Annotated in this window: 10 protein-coding genes; 1 reads left to right on the top strand and 9 read right to left on the bottom strand. The window is 38.8% G+C overall.

Annotation, left to right across the window (positions count from 1 at the left end):
- Positions 1–119: 119 nt before the first annotated feature.
- Entirely contained in the window at positions 120–752 is a 633-nt protein-coding gene (pyrE, locus tag G0Q07_RS19300; RefSeq protein WP_163348694.1) for an orotate phosphoribosyltransferase, read from the bottom strand.
- 88 nt (positions 753–840) lie between these two features.
- Here pyrE and G0Q07_RS19295 point away from each other — a divergent pair, with 88 nt between their 5' ends.
- Positions 841–1,401, top strand: coding sequence for an NUDIX hydrolase (locus G0Q07_RS19295; protein WP_163348693.1), 561 nt, complete (start codon positions 841–843; stop codon positions 1,399–1,401).
- Here G0Q07_RS19295 and G0Q07_RS19290 read toward each other — a convergent pair.
- The 8 genes from G0Q07_RS19290 to yidC (G0Q07_RS19255) all read right to left on the bottom strand — a co-directional run bounded on the left by G0Q07_RS19290 (position 1,389) and on the right by yidC (G0Q07_RS19255) (position 16,872).
- On the bottom strand, positions 1,389–2,810 hold the full coding sequence (locus G0Q07_RS19290) for a redoxin domain-containing protein (RefSeq protein ID WP_163348692.1): 1,422 nt from the start codon (positions 2,808–2,810) through the stop codon (positions 1,389–1,391). The genes G0Q07_RS19295 and G0Q07_RS19290 overlap by 13 nt on opposite strands.
- A gap of 5 nt (positions 2,811–2,815) precedes the next feature.
- Positions 2,816–3,292 carry a pantetheine-phosphate adenylyltransferase gene (coaD, locus tag G0Q07_RS19285; protein WP_163348691.1) on the bottom strand — a complete coding sequence of 159 codons (477 nt, stop codon included), beginning with the start codon at positions 3,290–3,292 and terminating at the stop codon, positions 2,816–2,818.
- Positions 3,293–3,356: 64 nt separating this feature from the next.
- Positions 3,357–5,573 (bottom strand): APC family permease, encoded by a 2,217-nt coding sequence (locus G0Q07_RS19280; RefSeq protein WP_163348690.1) that lies wholly within the window; start codon positions 5,571–5,573, stop codon positions 3,357–3,359.
- 110 nt (positions 5,574–5,683) lie between these two features.
- Complete coding sequence (locus G0Q07_RS19275; RefSeq protein ID WP_163348689.1) at positions 5,684–6,979, bottom strand: alginate O-acetyltransferase AlgX-related protein; 1,296 nt, start codon at positions 6,977–6,979, stop codon at positions 5,684–5,686.
- 2 nt (positions 6,980–6,981) lie between these two features.
- On the bottom strand, positions 6,982–8,403 hold the full coding sequence (locus G0Q07_RS19270; RefSeq protein WP_163348688.1) for an MBOAT family O-acyltransferase: 1,422 nt from the start codon (positions 8,401–8,403) through the stop codon (positions 6,982–6,984).
- A 14-nt stretch (positions 8,404–8,417) separates the two neighbouring features.
- Positions 8,418–10,406: a hypothetical protein gene (locus G0Q07_RS19265; protein ID WP_163348687.1), complete on the bottom strand. Its 1,989-nt coding sequence runs from the start codon at positions 10,404–10,406 to the stop codon at positions 8,418–8,420.
- Between the two features lie 61 nt (positions 10,407–10,467).
- On the bottom strand, positions 10,468–13,680 hold the full coding sequence (gene yidC / locus G0Q07_RS19260) for a membrane protein insertase YidC (RefSeq protein WP_163348686.1): 3,213 nt from the start codon (positions 13,678–13,680) through the stop codon (positions 10,468–10,470).
- A gap of 6 nt (positions 13,681–13,686) precedes the next feature.
- Positions 13,687–16,872 carry a membrane protein insertase YidC gene (gene yidC / locus G0Q07_RS19255; RefSeq protein WP_163348685.1) on the bottom strand — a complete coding sequence of 1,062 codons (3,186 nt, stop codon included), beginning with the start codon at positions 16,870–16,872 and terminating at the stop codon, positions 13,687–13,689.

Genomic DNA, 16,872 nt, shown 5'->3' with positions numbered 1-16,872 from the left:
AATTTCTACTAAAAATTAGTTGAAACTGAGGCAAGATTTAAAGAAGAACTCAGGTTTATAAAAAATCCCGCCCCGATAGCCATCAGGAGCGGGAAGTATATAATGTCTTTATATTCAGATTATTTTCCCCAGTTTGCAGGGTCTTCGCGCCATTTCAACAGCGACTCTACCTGATCTTTCGTAATGTCGCCTCTTTCAAGTGAAAAGTCAATCAGGATCTGGTAACGGCTCAACGAAGTAAGTTCAATACCTGCTTTTGCGAAGTTTTCATTCGCCAGCGGAAAATTGTAAGTAAAAATTGATACCATACCCACAACATCGCCACCAAAATTGTTCACTGCCTCGGCAGCTTTCAAGCTGCTAACTCCAGTTGATACAAGGTCTTCAACCACAACAACTTTTTTGAAAGGTTTCAGATCGCCTTCAATCAGGTTTTCCAACCCGTGTCCTTTTGGTTTCGAACGAACATAAATAAAAGGAAGTCCCAGTTTATCGGCAACCAATGCGCCAATTGCAATGGCTCCGGTTGCTACACCAGCAATTACTTCAGCCTCCGGGTATTTTTCCTGAATCAACTTTACAAACGCATCACGAATGTAAGCGCGGGTGTCAGGATATGAAAGCGTTTTTCTGTTATCGCAATAAATTGGAGATTTCCAACCCGATGCCCATGTAAATGGATTATCCGGTTGTATCTTTATGGTGTTTATTTCAAGTAATCTTTTGGTTACTTCTGTTTGTATCGATTCCATAATAATGTGCAATTTTAATTCAATGCAAAAGTATAAAGTTTTTTTGAATCAAAAGAGGATAGTATTTGTGCCGGGCGCGAATATAACATTGAGTAAACTAAGCCGAATTTTAAATGAAAACAACAGTGTTGAAGCTATAAAAGATTGGTTACTGAATTTTGAAAAAAATGATCATCTCGAAACTGTTGTAGAACATCCCAATGTTGAAAAACTGTTTCAGAATTTCAGTTCGGCTTTTTTACAGCTTGATGCTGCCGGAGGAGTAGTAAAAAGTGGGGGGAAATTGCTTTTTATTTTCAGAAACGGAAAGTGGGATTTTCCAAAAGGTAAAACCGACAAAGGCGAAAGCAACAAAACGGCGGCTTTACGGGAGGTGGAAGAAGAATGCGGAATTAGCAATCATTCAATTGTAAAAGCGCTTCCATCAACTTATCACATTTACCAATCGCCGTATAAAAAAACATTTGGACAATGGATTTTTAAAGAAACTTTTTGGTTTGAAATGGACTATAATGGATCTTCTGCGGGAACTCCACAATTAGATGAAGGCATAACCGAAGTGCGCTGGTTTCACCCGAATGAACTGGATGAAGTTCTTGAAAACACCTACGAAAACCTAAAAGCTTTGATTCAGCTTTATCGCGCCTGATTGCGTTGACGCATAAAAAGCTCGTTGCGTAGCCACTTCCCAAATTGTTGCTCAAAACCATTTAATGGAGCCTTGGCATCGTCAAAAACTACCTGGTGTTTTTCATTTAGTAAAATGCACTGCGGAAAAGATTGAATTTTGTATTCGGCAATGGTTTTGTTTTCCTTGTCAACCAGAATTGTTGCAGGTACTTTATTCGCTGTAAAAAAGCTGTCGATTCCGGAGCGCTCAGTGTCTCGAAGCACCACAAAAATCTCGAGGTTTTCACTAAACAGTTCGTTTACACGGCTCAGGTATTTTAAATGTTCCTGGCAAATAAGTGTTTCCACATCGGCAAAAATGATGTATTTAAATTTCTCCTGGCTGTTATTTGTGCAGCACTTTTCGCTGTTAATATCGGTTAAACAAATCGCCGGAGCTACGCTTCCTTTTTCCAGGAATGTAATTTTTGTGGCGATGTTACTTGCTGCATCACGGATTTTTATTTCCTGATGGTTTGTAAAATGTTTATCGGCTATCATGTTTTTAATAGCTTTCTCAGGGAACTCTTTTGAATAGAAACCGTCGTGCAACATCTTTAATAAAACCAAATCGGCCATTTTGCCCGTGATCTGGTATTTTTCAGAAATAAAAACAAGTAGATCTTTGATGTTTTCTCTTGCAACTGCTTCCGACACTCTTCCGCCACCGATGGCTTTTGCCGAGAAACTCAGTTGCTTGTCGAAGGTTTTGTCAAGCAGGGTTTTAAACGATTCGTACTCCCAGAATTCAGGAGCTATCGGTTGAAAAATGGCTGAATAATCTTCGGGGCTCAAGCGGAAAATATCAGCTTCAATAAGTTTTAACCTAAGTTTTTTATGCAGCTCAAAACTTTCGGATTGGGTTTCAGGAAATGCTTCGTCAATACCCGTTTTTAGTCTGTTAAAGGCACTTTTCGACTGTTGAAAATACAGGGCATTAAAATCTTTATCGGTCAATTCGTTTAGTTTCTGTTCAAAACGGCTGATTTTGTCGTTAAGCATCTGTCCACTGTTGCTGAAAATCCAAAATGAGATGGGCTTAAAATATGGATTCTTTTGGTCGGCAAACGATTTCTTTTTGAGTGGCGGAAGTTTTAAATCGACTGTTTTTCCGGGCTCCAGCAATAACATTCCGCGGTAAATTCCAAATTCAGAAAATGTAAAAAGCGGCTCATCAATTTGTATCGAAGTTTCACTTGTTCCTTCGTTGTTAAACTTTAAGGTAAAGGCTACTTTGTTGTTGTTCGAAATCGGGTCGGCAAAGGAATAAAAAATGAGCTGTTCATTGGCATATTCGGGATTGGTGCAACGAATGGTAGTTGCATCTCCATTAAATGGAAAATTCAGCGAACAGATGAGGATTATCAGAAATTGTATGCTATTGTTCATAGGTGTTATTCAACTTTAAAATCGCTCATGTCCAAGGCGCTGGGAAGAAACATACTTGCATCGCCGCCATGCGAAACAATATCGCGAATAATGCTTGCGTTAATCGGTGTATGTTCCGGGAGGGTGAGTAGAAATACCGATTCAATTTCGGGGTGCATTTTTTTATTAATTTGGGCAATGGCGCGTTCGTATTCAAAATCAGATGATGTACGTATGCCGCGTAAGATATATTTTGCGCCAACTTCTTTACAAAAATCTACCGTTAACCCTTCGTGCAGTCGCACTTCAATACCAGGTTCGTCCTTAAAAACCTGGTTGATCCATTTCATTCTTTTTTCAATGGGAAAGAACGATTTCTTATTGGCGTTGAAACCGATCATGACATAAATTTTGTCGAACATTGAAATGGCGCGTCGAACAATCGACTCGTGTCCTATAGTAAAAGGATCAAAAGATCCGGGGAATATGGCTATTCTTTCCATTTTGAATCGTTTAAAGTGCTTCAAAATTAGCTAAAAATGCTAAGTGTAAAAACGAAGACTGCAGCTAGTTTATTGCTTTTGCACGGTTTGAGCTCACAAACAGGATGTTACCCAGGTCGGTGTAGCCTTCGCTGAATTCTTCAATATTTTTCAGTGCATCGGTTGTAAACCCAATAATTGTAAGGTCGGCATCGGCCGAATATTTCATGATTTTACTTTTCCGGTCGCCCGATTCATACGGTACCATCGATATATTCGATGGGCTGATGGGCAAGCGTCCGGTTTTTATCAACTCCATTAATTGTTTACGTTTGTCTTCAACATCTTCTTCAGGGTAAAAGGCAAATATTTTAATTTTTCCTTTTTTCCATTCCGGATGACCTAAAATAATGTAACCCAATAAAATCATCAAATTGGCATTTACATAATCCTCGGGCCTTATCCAGATATGAATTTCTTTTTTATAACCAAAACTTTTGTACGATGTATTCAGAATACAAATATCGAAACCAGCCGATTCAACAATTTGATAATTGCCGGTAATTTCTTTTAGGTTGCCCGGGTCGGTTCTCGAGAACTCAAAAAGAATGAGGTTATTTCCCTTGCCCGAAATGCCTGAAAGCTGCACTACCTGTGCAATTGCCGAAGTGTACGATGGCGAGATTATCGTATCAAGATAAACGCGGTTTTGACTCCCTGCTGAAAGTTGAATGAGACGGTCGAGTATTTTTTTCGATTCGTTTGTATTCTTCTCGTTCAGCAAGCCTTTAATAAAATGAATGTAGGTGCCAAAGCCATATTTGTGCGAAATCCAGCGCATAATGTCGAATGCCGAGCGGCGTTTAAACGTATCGTGTGAAATACAAACACCAAAGGGACGCCAACTTTTGTCTTTTTCACTATCAGCACGTTGGAGAATAATTTGCAACTTGCGGCTCAGCTGGAAAATCACTCCCCTGAAAAGTTTATTCAATCCCTGGTTCTCTTCATTGTTTAACATGATGATGTAGTAAATCATGCTCATAATAATCACTGAAACAGCCGCGTAAGTGGCGTTCATTTTAAACATTAACCACATCGATGAAAGTGTTCCGAGAAGTGAAATATGCCATCTTGAACGGAATGTTGGACGGTAAGCCGGATCGGCAGCAAAATGCTCTAATAAAGAAATGAGGCAGATGGCGCTGTAGGTTACCATAAAGAACATGGCGATGATTTGTGCTACAAAGTTAACATCGCCAACTATTACAAAAATAAAAGCAATGATAATGGTGATTAATGATCCGTTAATGGGTTCATTATCGTTTTTTCTTCCTCGTGCAAACCATCTATTCACGTGTCCTTGCGGAAAAATATTGTCGTAGCCGATGGCTTGTAATGTACGTGGTGCAACCATTATCGAACCAAGTGCCGAACTTAATGAAGCAGCTGCCAGCCCGATAGGAATAATTGGTCCCCAAATGGCAATCTTGCTCATAATCAGCTGATCGGATGCCAGTTGTTCGGGCGAAGCAGATATCACAAATTTGTAGGCAATGGCAATATACACCAGCATGCCAACCACAGTGGCCCAAAGCGTACCTTTTGGAATCGATTTTTTGGGATCTTTTAAATCGCCTGAAAGCCCCAAGCCGGCGGCAAGTCCTGTAAATGCCGGAAAGATAATGGTGAAAACAAAAAAGAAATCGAGATTGCCTGAGACGGTGCTGTGAAAATCAACCGTTTCGGGTTTTAGGGAAGATTCGCCTAAAAAGAACATCGCGATAGAGGTTAATAGTATGGCAACTACAACATATAAAGCTTTCATGCCAACATTGGCTCCTTTTGTAAGGATTAATACTGAGAGTAAAACCATTGTGGGAATTGAAATCCACCGTCGGTCGGGGATTAGAAAATTGTACGTCTCACTTAGCCACCTGATAACCGGCTCAAACGCTTCGCCAAAAGCAATTACGTAAAAAGCAACGCTGATAGCTTGCGAGGCATATAACGCAATACCAATGGCGCCACCAATGTTTAACCCAAACGACCGGCTGATAATGTAATAAGCGCCCCCCCCTTGCACGCGCTGGTTGGTAGCAATCTCGGCAACGGCAAAAGCTGTGGGAATAGTAACGATATGGCCTAACACCACAATTCCAATTACGCCCCAAAAACCGACCTGGCCAACAGCCCATCCAAAACGCAGAAATAAGATTGCTCCCAGAATTGTAGATAGCGCGGTTAAAAAAACCGGCATTGTTCCGAATTTCGCATTTGTGTTTACCAGCGATTTTGCCATATTTACTCTGTTTGTAGTTTTAAAGGTGAAATATAATTTAGAAATTTCAAACTATTTCGAAAAAAATACTGGTGTTTGTCGCAATTAGCAAGGTTTTTAAGCTTTGTATGTCATTCATTTTCAATTACCCAAATGGCATCCAGCACTAACATGGAATCCACAGAAATGTTTTGATCTTTTGCTTTTTCAACTACACTTTTCATCCAGTTTTCATCACTTTTGATCCGGTTGATTACTTCCTGTATCTTTTGCTTTTTTAGTGCAGGGTCTTCAACACGTCCTTGTAATATATCTATAGCATCATCAACAAATCCCCAGGCCATATTTACCAGGTTCGATTCGGATGCAATTAGCAATACAACATCGCTGTTTTGAATAACCGAAGCTCGGTCGATTGACTTTACTTTTACGCTCGACTCTTTGCTCTCAGGGTAAACTTCGTTGTTATAATACCAAAACGATGTTTTATTAAAACTTTTTTCGCCTAAGCCTAAGTAATACCAATTCCAGTAAAAACTATCTCCAACTACCAGCATATTTGTTGTGTCGCTTCCTGTATAATCCCATTCAATGGTAGGATATGATAATGTTTGCGAAGGAAGACTCTTCAACAGATTCATTCCCCACTCAATATCATTATCGGTTCCCTGACTGTAATTTTGTTTTTGGATGTCGGTAATTTTCAGGTCTGGTAAGTTCCGCCCGGATAATTTCTCAACCTGTTGAATTAAACTGTCAGCAGCAATCGCTGCTCCGTATTCACTCCAGTGAATTCCGTATTTAGGATACAAAACATGCTGTGTTGTATCTTTCATTTCTAAAAACCAGCCGTTCACGTCAAAACAGTTTATACCATATTTGGGCAGTAATTTGCGGTATTCTTTATAAAATGTGCTGTCGGTTGCCTGGTCGTTACTACTATCGGGAAAATATTCGGGAAAATACGATGCCTTCCCCGGAGGGAGAACAACAATAAGTGTTTTCCCTTTCTTTTCTAATTCTGTTTGCAATTCTTTTAGCGCTTCTATTTTTTTTAGAAGGTCAGTCCGTCCTGAAAAATATTGCCCGTGATAAGCGTCGATATAAGCCTGCTCGAATAAGTAGTTATTTTTTCCAACAACTACTCCTTTCGCCGATGCCTGTTTAAACAGCGAAAACTGAATTTGATTATGCAGGCGCACTAAAAACGGGCGAAATCCAATATTGTCGTTAATGAATTTTTCCATGCCCGTTTGATACTCGTCATTGAACCAATCGGTAAAAGAAAACTCCGGTTTTGGTGCGATGACAACTCCTCCATGAAGCGGCTCTTCCTGAAATACGTTTACTTTAGCCTGTATTAGTGGTAAAATAAGCACGAATACGAAAGCAATAAACAGGACTAGTTTTGTTTTCTGATTCTTCATGATTAAAACCTAAAGTAAATAAACGGGTTAAAGTCGGATGAGGTAACAGCACTCAGATTAATAACAAGCAAGGCCAACAGAATTGCACTGGCTACGATATGTATTGAACGTTTATACTGGGTGTAAAATACAAATGTCTGTAGACGTTTTCCGAAATTGAAAAGCGTAATAATGGAGAACAATGCTGCCAGAATCATGATGTATTTCGATTCAGTCGAAATGTTATAATCTGCTGCAGACTGATCAGCCGAGAACATTTTTCCAAAGTAAAAACGAATGTCAGGTATGTTTTCGACACGAAATATTACCCAGCCAATTATTACTACTAAATAGGTGAAGAGTACGCGTGGCAGTTTTCCTATTCCTTTAAAAAGCTTTATTAGAAAAACGCGATCGAGGATAAGAAAACTGCCATGCCAGGCTCCCCAAATCACAAAGTTCCACGAAGCTCCGTGCCACAAGCCGGAAATTAAAAATACGGTAATTAAATTCACGTATAAACGCATTTTGGTTTCTACCCTGTTTCCGCCAAGTGGAATGTACAAATAATCGCGCATCCAGTCGCTAAGCGTGATATGCCAACGGCGCCAGAATTCGGTTATGTTTTGCGATATATAAGGGTTATTGAAATTCTCGGGAAACTTGAATCCAAAAATACGTCCCAACCCGATAGCCATATCGGAGTAGCCACTAAAATCGAAATAAATTTGAAACGAGTAGGCGAGTGCCGCCAACCAGGCTAAAGTGGTGGTAACCTCGGAGTGGGGGAGTGAATAAATCGCATCAACCTGCTCGCCCAATACATTTGCAATCAGCATTTTTTTTGATAAGCCAATTACAAAACGGTACATTCCGTGTAGCTTCTCGTTGATTGATTCATTTTTTCGTCGGTCAATAATATCGTCGGCAACCGTATTAAAGCGAACAATCGGACCGGCAATCAACTGAGGAAACATCAAAATATACAGGAAGTAATCGGCAATGTTTTTAAGTGGTGCATGCACTTTTCGGTAAACATCAATGGTGTATGTCATTGACTGAAAAGTGAAAAATGAGATCCCGATTGGTAAAGCTACCGACGTCCATTGCACAGAATGTTGTCCTGCAGCCTCGAGCAGTGCGTTAACATTCTCGATAAAAAAATTGGCGTACTTAAAATAGGCGAGTAATCCTATATTTATTAGAACCGAAGTCCAAAGGTAAAGTTGCCGGTGTTTGGCATCGCGATGTATCTGGCGTACAACATAAAAGTTGATGGTAAGCGATACCAGTAGCAGAAACACAAATTTAGGAGCACCCCAGGCATAAAACACGAGGCTTGAAACAAGCAGGACATAATTCTTGAATTTGTGCCCAACAGTGTGATATGCAATTAATACCAGCGGTAAAAAGATGCAAAGAAAAAGGATACTACTAAACAGCATATTTCTGAGATAACTTATTCAACAACAATTTCATATACTTTACCTTCGATATCGTTTTTTGGGAAAGGTACCCCATTTTGCGAGAAGGGCTGAAACGGCCACCACTCGGCATAATGGAATTCCTGCGTAATAATACACAACATTTGGTTATTGGGTATCGAGGTGTATTTGTCGTTCATATATCCACAAAGTTCCATATTATCAGGAGTTGGTCCTGCTCTCCAGATAATCTCGGTTGGTTTCCACTCAATTTCGTAGTAGAAAAAGTCGGGATCGTATAGTTTGTCGTTTTTAATCGGGTATTTCGATGTTACTGCTTTGTAGTGATCGGTCCAGCGGTGCAGCTCAAAAGTTTTGTCCTTAAACGAAATATTGTCAACTCCTTTGAAAAATTTCTTTGGATCCTGATTCGCCAAATCCCAGTTGGTACAGCAGAACATGACATTATCTGATTCCCGGTCGTCGTCTTTTAAAAACTCCTCGTTATCCCAGGTTGGCGATGTTTTTACAATCTCAATATCAATCTCGGAATAGAAGTAATTTTTCTGTTTTTTTTCTAACGACTCTTCACCGTCTTCTCCTTTCGGAATATACCCGTCGCTTTCGGCAGGCCGGCGGTTATTCCATTCGGCTTCGTCCTGGTAAATCAGCCAGAATGCATTTGTCAATCCGTTCCAAACATTGTCGTTATTTAATTGTCGCGGGAATTTTATTTTCCCCCGAAACTTTCCGTAGGTAAAACCGATCCGGGTTTTTGCCCCCACATTTTGCTTTCGTAATTCCTCCCCCTCAACATTGCCCGGATTAATTAAAGTTAGTGCACCGTCTTCTATATAAGCCGTTTCGCATGGCGTTTGGCTGTTAAATGAATGGCCTACAATTAACTCTGTAGAATCGTATCTTTCCATGGCACCAAAAAAATCATCCTGAGAATAGGATTCGTCAATTACATCACGAATTAAAGGAACATTTCTCATTGTGTATCCTCTGTCGATGGCATGCGAATATTGCTCGAAATGAGCATTCTCATATAAATTTTCAGTGCTGTTGCACATATCCGACTGGTATTGTGTATCGATATTTTCGTCGCGTTGTTGAGCCGGATTTATGTATAAGCCTTTAGCCGGATCGATGGTTGCCGATACTTTTAGAACTCGTTCTGAAGTTACCACAGATACTCCCTCCATTTTGCTGCCTTCTCCATTTCGGAAGTAGTAAAACGGGTTAATAAACGAACCGTTACCGTCGGTTTGTCCGACGTTCTTGATGTAATCAGGAATTTTTTCATAAGCTGCTTCATCAGCTACAACCAGCATAAACTCGTAGTTTCCAACGCGTGGATTTCTTTTCCAGCGATGATTAAAATCGCCTTTTCGTGATTCGTCTTTGATCATCCACAATGCATCGAGGAACAGTTGTTGCTCGATATCCCGGTTTTCTTTCTCCGCCTTCGCCTGAATTGATTTGATCCATTCAGGGGTATTTCGCATGGAATTTTTGAGATTTTCAATACGTTCCTTGCTAAAAACCTGCTTGCTCATATCGCCACCATAATACAGGCGTTCATCTCTGGGATTTCCAACAATCCGAAATTCATCTGTTACACTGTAGCCATTCACTGTCTTAAAACCAGTTGAAACATCTTCCCAACTTCCATAAAAATTTTCGTGACAATAGGGGTGGATGGCTCCATTCTTCTCCTCCGGAAATTTATAGCTGCTATTCTGGTAGTATATTTTGTAATAGTATTGATTGTCTGAATTTGGGTTGTCGATTTCAAAACTAAATGAAAAGGATCCATCGCGGGTTTGGTTTGAGGTTGGGATAATTATCCCATCAACAATGGCATTGTCTAAATCCATTGTGAAAGAAACGGTATCATTCCCTCCCAAATTGGTAAGGGGATTGAAATTTCTGATTATGCTATCTGTAGTGTTTGAACACGAATAAAGTATTGAGCTTATCGTGCCCATCAACAATATAAATTGAAATAGCTTGTTCATTCGGAATATCTTTTGGTTTTATATAAATAATTTAGTCAAAATATGATTTATAGGCTACTTGTTATTCGTCTGTTTTTTCTTGTTCATTGGCTTCCATCTGTTCCCAATTATCGTAATCGTAAATATTTCCTTTCACCTTAAACGATTGACGGATATTATATTTCGACCGGGTTTTCAGGTCCTGATGCCACCAGGTCAGGAAGGTATAGATTTCGCGTCCAACCTGCTCTTCTCCCTGGGTTGGATCGTTGTCGTTAAATAAAATCGAAGGAACATCAGCATTACTCATTGTTCGCCAATCTTCTTGCAGCGGTCCTTCAGCATTAAAATCCTTTACCAGCATTAAGCAATTTAAGCGAAGAAACAGGTCTTTTCTGAACTTGTCGTAGTTATAGTTTTCTAAAGGAACATCTACATCTGCTTTTCCATCATAATGGTACCATTCCGGACCATGATCGGATGCAATTACAATTTTGGTGTTATCGTAAACATTGTTTTCCTGTAACCATTTCATCCATTTCGAAAAGTCTTTAAAAAACTTCACCTGATTTCGGTAAGGACTAATATTTTTGGTGATTTGTCCATTCTCAACCACGTTCCATGGGGCATGTGTATACGAAGTATGAAAGAAAATAAAATTCTTGTCGGTACTGGTATTTACCGAAATATTGGGTAGTATTTGCACAAAATAGTGCGGAATAGTTTCGTTGTTCTTCTGATACGACTCATTGAACTGAACCAACCAATCCCGCTCGTTATAAATTATTGGTTTTAGACATAGAGGAGCTCCATAAAAAAGTGAGTTTTCCCAAAAACGGGTATACCAAATTTCAACACTGCTTCCAAGTTTTAGAACCTTATCCCACGATGGATCCCACCATGGAATAAAATTATCGAAACGATCATAATCAACACTTGAGTAACCCATTTTTCCACTCGAAAAGTAGTAGTCGTTTTCTTTTATTCGGTCGTAGAAGGTTTCGGTTGCTAGGCGGTATTTTTTCAGGATAGATTCTTCGTCCATTGCATTCATATTGGCAATATTAAAGTCGTCTCCACACATCATTGCGGGCATCGATGCATAGGTAAAATTCGATGTAGAAACCGTATTCGGGTACCACTTGAAACCTTTGAAAATTTCTTTATACTCGGGATGCTCCTCGAGAAGGTCTTTCATATACCAGCCCTGTAATCCATCCGGAATAAAGAATAAAATGTTTTCCTTGGTTTGCGAAAACGGTATTACCTTTTCAACAGCTACTCCGTTTTTATCTCCCTTTTTCTCAACAAAAAGATTGCCTTTGGTGCCAGCAACGTAGCTACTCTGCCCAATTGTTAAAATGATAAAAGCTATAAAAGCTATCGATACATATTTATGGTAGTTCTTTTTTATCAGGAACGAAACGAATGTCATCGCTGCGATAATAAACGCAAATTCCAATACGTAAAACCACAAATTAAATGCGAGTTTGTTTTCTTCCGAAAACATGGCGTCTTGCAGCGTTCCTACATTTACAGGCACAAGAAATGTATTCACATAAAACAATATCGATAAACCCAGCATCAGCTTTGTGAGCCCTTTTCGCAGTTTATTGGGAGCAACCAAAAACAGAATCAGTGCAAAAAGAAAAGAGTATGCCGCAATGCTAAAATTGTTTTCAATAATGTCGGTAGCCACAAAGTTGAAGTTGTACGGAAAAGATGCATAAACCATCATAGGTTTCCACCAAAATACCAGTGTTACTAAATAGAATGTTACCAACGCAAATGCAATGATCCATTTTCTGCTGAAGTCATTTTTTTGTTCCGGCTTCCTTTTTATAGCGAAATAAAATGGCAAAACGGAGGACAAAATTCCAGCGAAGATAATGGAGGCAAAGTTGCACTGTTCTTTAATACTTTCCGGTAGCGATAACCAACTGAAAAGCACAAAGCTGTTGCGCATGGTAACCAAAAATATTTCGATTTGAATAAGCATTAAAATACTTGATATAATAAGCGACAGACTCCATAATAATGAGCCTCGGTATTTAGTGCTAAAAAACCTGATTGCCAAAAGTATTTGTAACGGAATGAGCACAATGCCAGATAAAACAAGTAGTTCATTATTTACTCCGTGATAATAATATTTGCCGGAAAGATAAAAATAGATAACAGCGGCAAACGCTATATAAATGTATCTGTGATCAATGTCGAGCGTTTGAATTTTATGTGTCGCTTTTTGTACCGGTGTTTTTATCAAAATGCACCACCATACAATAAGAATTGCTGCCCCTGACAGTTGAAGGGCCAGACCAATAAAATGATCAAAGCGGTGTGTAATTGACCAATAAACAACCGCAAGTAGCGCAACTATAACCGACCATTGAGTTGTCTGGAAATATTGTTTTTTATTCTTTCGAATATCTTCCCTTACAGTTATTCGAAACGATCTGAAAAGTAAACCAATTAAGCTGGTTAAAAGCATTGAACCAAACAAAGATGCAAGGATGCGCGCAGGCAGCGGCTCTAAACTACGACTTAAAGCCCAGTTAATTTGACCGATCACGGTTAGAAATGTTAAAACAAAAAAGACTGCCGGGAGTAGAGTCGATGAGGACATACTTGTAACGGCCTTGTCGGACTGTTTAAATACTTCCCTATTAGTAATAAACAGGCGCAAAAATGCAAACACGTTGTTCATTGTCCAGTAAAGTACCAACCCCGATGGTAGATTGAAAAGCAGAACAAGAAATACCCCGGCAATAACCACCATTTGTTTGCGTTCAGACGTATTTCCATGGCGGGTGTAAAACCATGCTGTCAGTAAATTTACAACCGTCATTAAAATAGGGAGTACGTTTACAATTCCAAAAAGGTGATCAGGTTTTGAGAGATCATCTAAAGGACCAAATGAAACACCTTCTATGGCTTCCAGATTATCGAGGTATTGATATGCAGCAATAAAAAATGGTATCTGCACCAGCAGGCTAAGTATCGGAACGAGTGCTTTAAAGTGGCTGTATCCAAATTGTCGGTTTAGTGTTTTTAGGTAATAGTATCGTTCCTGCCCGGTATACACCTGCTTAATTTCATCAATCAAAGGCTGCATTCTTTTCTTAACAGCATCATCGCTTTTTTTGGCCTTTTCGATATAGATAAATATGGGAAGCAACAACAACGAAATAGCAAAGCTTAAAAGTAGTATTGCTACTCCATAACTGCCAGTCAGGTTATAACCGACTTCGAAAATGGTACGGACTAAAAAAATAAATGGTGAGAATATTTTATCCATATGTGGTTATTTTGTTCTGGTCCAATTATTTAAATCAAAAATATTGTCTTTAATATGATATGTATTTCTAATCGGATGTTTCTTATATTTTGCAAATGATCCTTGCCAATCAACATGGAAGGATGTTACTGTACGTTGATCCATTGCTTTCAACGAATCAATATAATCATTGTTGAAGGCTATGTACGAAGCGTCGGCATTGGTCATTAGCATGTTGTCTTCTGTAAAATCTGTTTTTGCATTGAAGTCTTTTACCATAAGCAAGGCATTAAGCCGCCAATATTTTTTTAAGTTTAAATCGAGTGATTTTGCAACATTTTCATCCCAGTTTTTAGGCATTGGTAACGATATCTCACCATCGTGATGCCCCCATGAAATACCATGATCCGACACCACAATAATTTTTGTGTTATCAAAAACATTTTCTTCTCTCATCCAGTTAAACAGTCGCGCATACTCTTGCATTACCCACAGATTGTTGTCGTACGGATGAACATCGACTTCAAATGTAGCATCATCGTTTAAAATATACCACGGATTATGGCCTGAATGATTGTGAAGGTAAATAAAGCTTGGCTCCTTAGATGAGGCATCAGAAAGATTGACCAGCAACTTCAAATAATTGTATTTATCCAGATCTTGTGAGATCTCGTCAGTCTGAATAATCCACTCTGCATCGTTATATAAGGCGGATTTCATAAACAATGGAGAACTGAACAGTAAGGCATTTTCCCAAAGTCGGTTATACCAAACTTCAAATGTTTTTAGTTTGAAATTATTTTTTAGAGCCAATTCATCAATTTTACTACCATATTCGGGTATAAAGTTTTCTATTGCATTGTAATTTGCCCGGGAATAATGCATGTGAGTACTTGTCATTGAGTATCCATTTGCATGAACTTTATTAATGAACGAATCGGCCGCATCGGTTATTTTATACCGAATATCATGTTTGGAATCGGCATTTAACGAATCGGCATAAAACCGGGTTCCGGACATAATTACAGGCACCGAAGTGTGGGTGTAATTAGAAACAGAAACACTATTGGAATACCACGTAAAACCCGTATATGATTCGCGTAAATCATTGTTCTCCCTCATCATCTGTTCGATAAACTTTCCTTGAATTCCATCAGCTAAAATAAAAAGTATATTCTCTTCTGACTTCGAGAACATTATTTTATTCTGCGACAAATCCATGTTATCGTTTCCGGAATCAGATTTTGATTGATGAACGGCAAATAATGCCTGGCCTGCAACCAATAGATGTAAGCTAAAAATAGCCCATATCAGATAGTTGTTGTACCGTTTTTTCAGAATTTGGGTAAATAAAAAACCAAGGGCTAATATTATTCCTAGCTCTAACAGATATTTTGAAAAGGGCGCTGCAAGATTCTGTGCTTTCGAAAACTTGTCAATTTGAAGCGAACCTAAATCTAAAGGAATAACAATACTGTTAATGAAACTCAGGATTGAAGTTGTCAAAAATACGATTAATACAAATGGTTTATAGCTACGAGGTACAATAAAAAAGAACGCACAAAGTAATCCCGAGATCATTAAAACGAAATGAAGATTTTTGGTGAAAATATCTACAGCATTAAAATCGAATTCGCTGGGCAATGAGGCGTAAACCATCAAAGGATGCCAAAAGAAAATGAGTGCTGTTGTGAAGGTAACAGTCAGAGCTGCAAGTATCATATCTGATACCCATTTCGCTTTTGGAGATATTTTAAAATCGGACATTGTCCGTAACAGCATCAACCCCAAAATAATTAAGCCAGGTTTTACTATTCCTTCGGCTGTGTTGTCGCCCAAAATATTAATACGCAGACCAAATAATCCCAGCTTTAGCGGAGTGTCGGCTACAAACTGCGCAACATATAACAGTTGAATTGTGGTTAAAACAAGAATTATAAATCGTATAACATATGCTACCCATTTTATGGCCGGTTTTCGATTATACACGAATATCGAGTATAGCAATTGAGATACTACTATTGTGATTAATGAAGCACTCAGGAGATGAGAGTAACCTTCGCCTGGGTAATATTTGTGCGACACATAGAAATATATCCCGGCAATAAAAAATACCAATGGTAAATGATTTGGAATATGGCTATGTTGCAAGGTTTTATTAATGGTGCGGGCAGGTAGTATTAACAATTGAAAAAGCACGATGAGTAGCACACAAGCGCCAATAAAAAGAAGTGTATTGTTCAGAAAATCATTGTTTTCAAAAACAGTATAAAGAATAAGGTTTACAAATACACTTAAGGGCAATGAGGCATGAAGACAATGCATATAATTGCGCTTATTCTGATTGAAAACATAAATAAATTTAGCTCTGTAATTTTTCCAGATAGGCGCTGCAAGTGACACCAAAATTAAACACCCAAAAGCACCTAAAAACAACCGAAGAGGTAAACTTGCAAAGCCATGTTCCATCGCCCAGTTAATTTGAGCGATAAACATCACCGAAACTAAAAATAAATAAGATGAAAGGAGTGTAGTTTTTATTTCAAAAGTGAAGTTATATCTTCCTTTAAAAACTTCTCTATTGGTAACAAACAGGCGTAAAAATGCAAATACATTATTCATTGTCCAGTATAGAACCAGACCTGATGGCAGATTGAAAAGCAGAACAAGAAAAACCCCGGCAATAACAATCATTTGTTTGCGCTCCGATGTATTGCCGTTGCGTGTGTAAAACCAGGCTGTCAGTAAATTCACAACCGTCATGATTATCGGGAGCACATTCACTATCCCAAACAAATGATCGGGTTCTGATAGATCAGCTAATGGACCAAACGAAACGCGTTGTATAGCTTCCAGATTGTCGAGGTACTGATAAGCGGCTATAAAAAATGGGATCTGTACCAAAAGACTAAGTATCGGAACAAGGGCTTTAAACTGGCTGTATCCAAACTGTCGGTTAAGTGTTTTAAGGTAATAATAGCGCTGCTGCCCAGTATACACTTGTTTAATTTCGTCAACCAAAGGCTGCATTCTTCTTTTTATAGCATCGTCGCGTTTTTTGGCTTTTTCGATATAAATAAAAATGGGAAGCAACAACAGCGAAATCACAAAACTTAACAGAAGTATAGATACGCCGTAGTTATCTGTTAGGCTATAACTGATTTCAAAGATCTTACGGATAAGGTATATAAACGGTGCTAATAGTTTATCCAT

The sequence above is a fragment of the Draconibacterium halophilum genome, from assembly GCF_010448835.1.
GTDB lineage: Bacteria > Bacteroidota > Bacteroidia > Bacteroidales > Prolixibacteraceae > Draconibacterium > Draconibacterium halophilum.
Note: the sequence above shows the minus strand (reverse complement) of the source record. Positions and strands in the feature narration are given on the sequence as shown.

Excerpts from the sequence above, each read along its gene's own strand:
- pyrE (WP_163348694.1), bottom strand. The coding sequence starts at position 752 with ATGGAATCGATACAAACAGAAGTAACCAAAAGATTACTTGAAATAAAC.
- G0Q07_RS19290 (WP_163348692.1), bottom strand. The coding sequence starts at position 2,810 with ATGAACAATAGCATACAATTTCTGATAATCCTCATCTGTTCGCTGAAT.
- coaD (WP_163348691.1), bottom strand. The coding sequence starts at position 3,292 with ATGGAAAGAATAGCCATATTCCCCGGATCTTTTGATCCTTTTACTATA.
- G0Q07_RS19280 (WP_163348690.1), bottom strand. The coding sequence starts at position 5,573 with ATGGCAAAATCGCTGGTAAACACAAATGCGAAATTCGGAACAATGCCG.
- G0Q07_RS19275 (WP_163348689.1), bottom strand. The coding sequence starts at position 6,979 with ATGAAGAATCAGAAAACAAAACTAGTCCTGTTTATTGCTTTCGTATTC.
- G0Q07_RS19270 (WP_163348688.1), bottom strand. The coding sequence starts at position 8,403 with ATGCTGTTTAGTAGTATCCTTTTTCTTTGCATCTTTTTACCGCTGGTA.
- G0Q07_RS19265 (WP_163348687.1), bottom strand. The coding sequence starts at position 10,406 with ATGAACAAGCTATTTCAATTTATATTGTTGATGGGCACGATAAGCTCA.
- yidC (WP_163348686.1), bottom strand. The coding sequence starts at position 13,680 with ATGGATAAAATATTCTCACCATTTATTTTTTTAGTCCGTACCATTTTC.
- yidC (WP_163348685.1), bottom strand. The coding sequence starts at position 16,872 with ATGGATAAACTATTAGCACCGTTTATATACCTTATCCGTAAGATCTTT.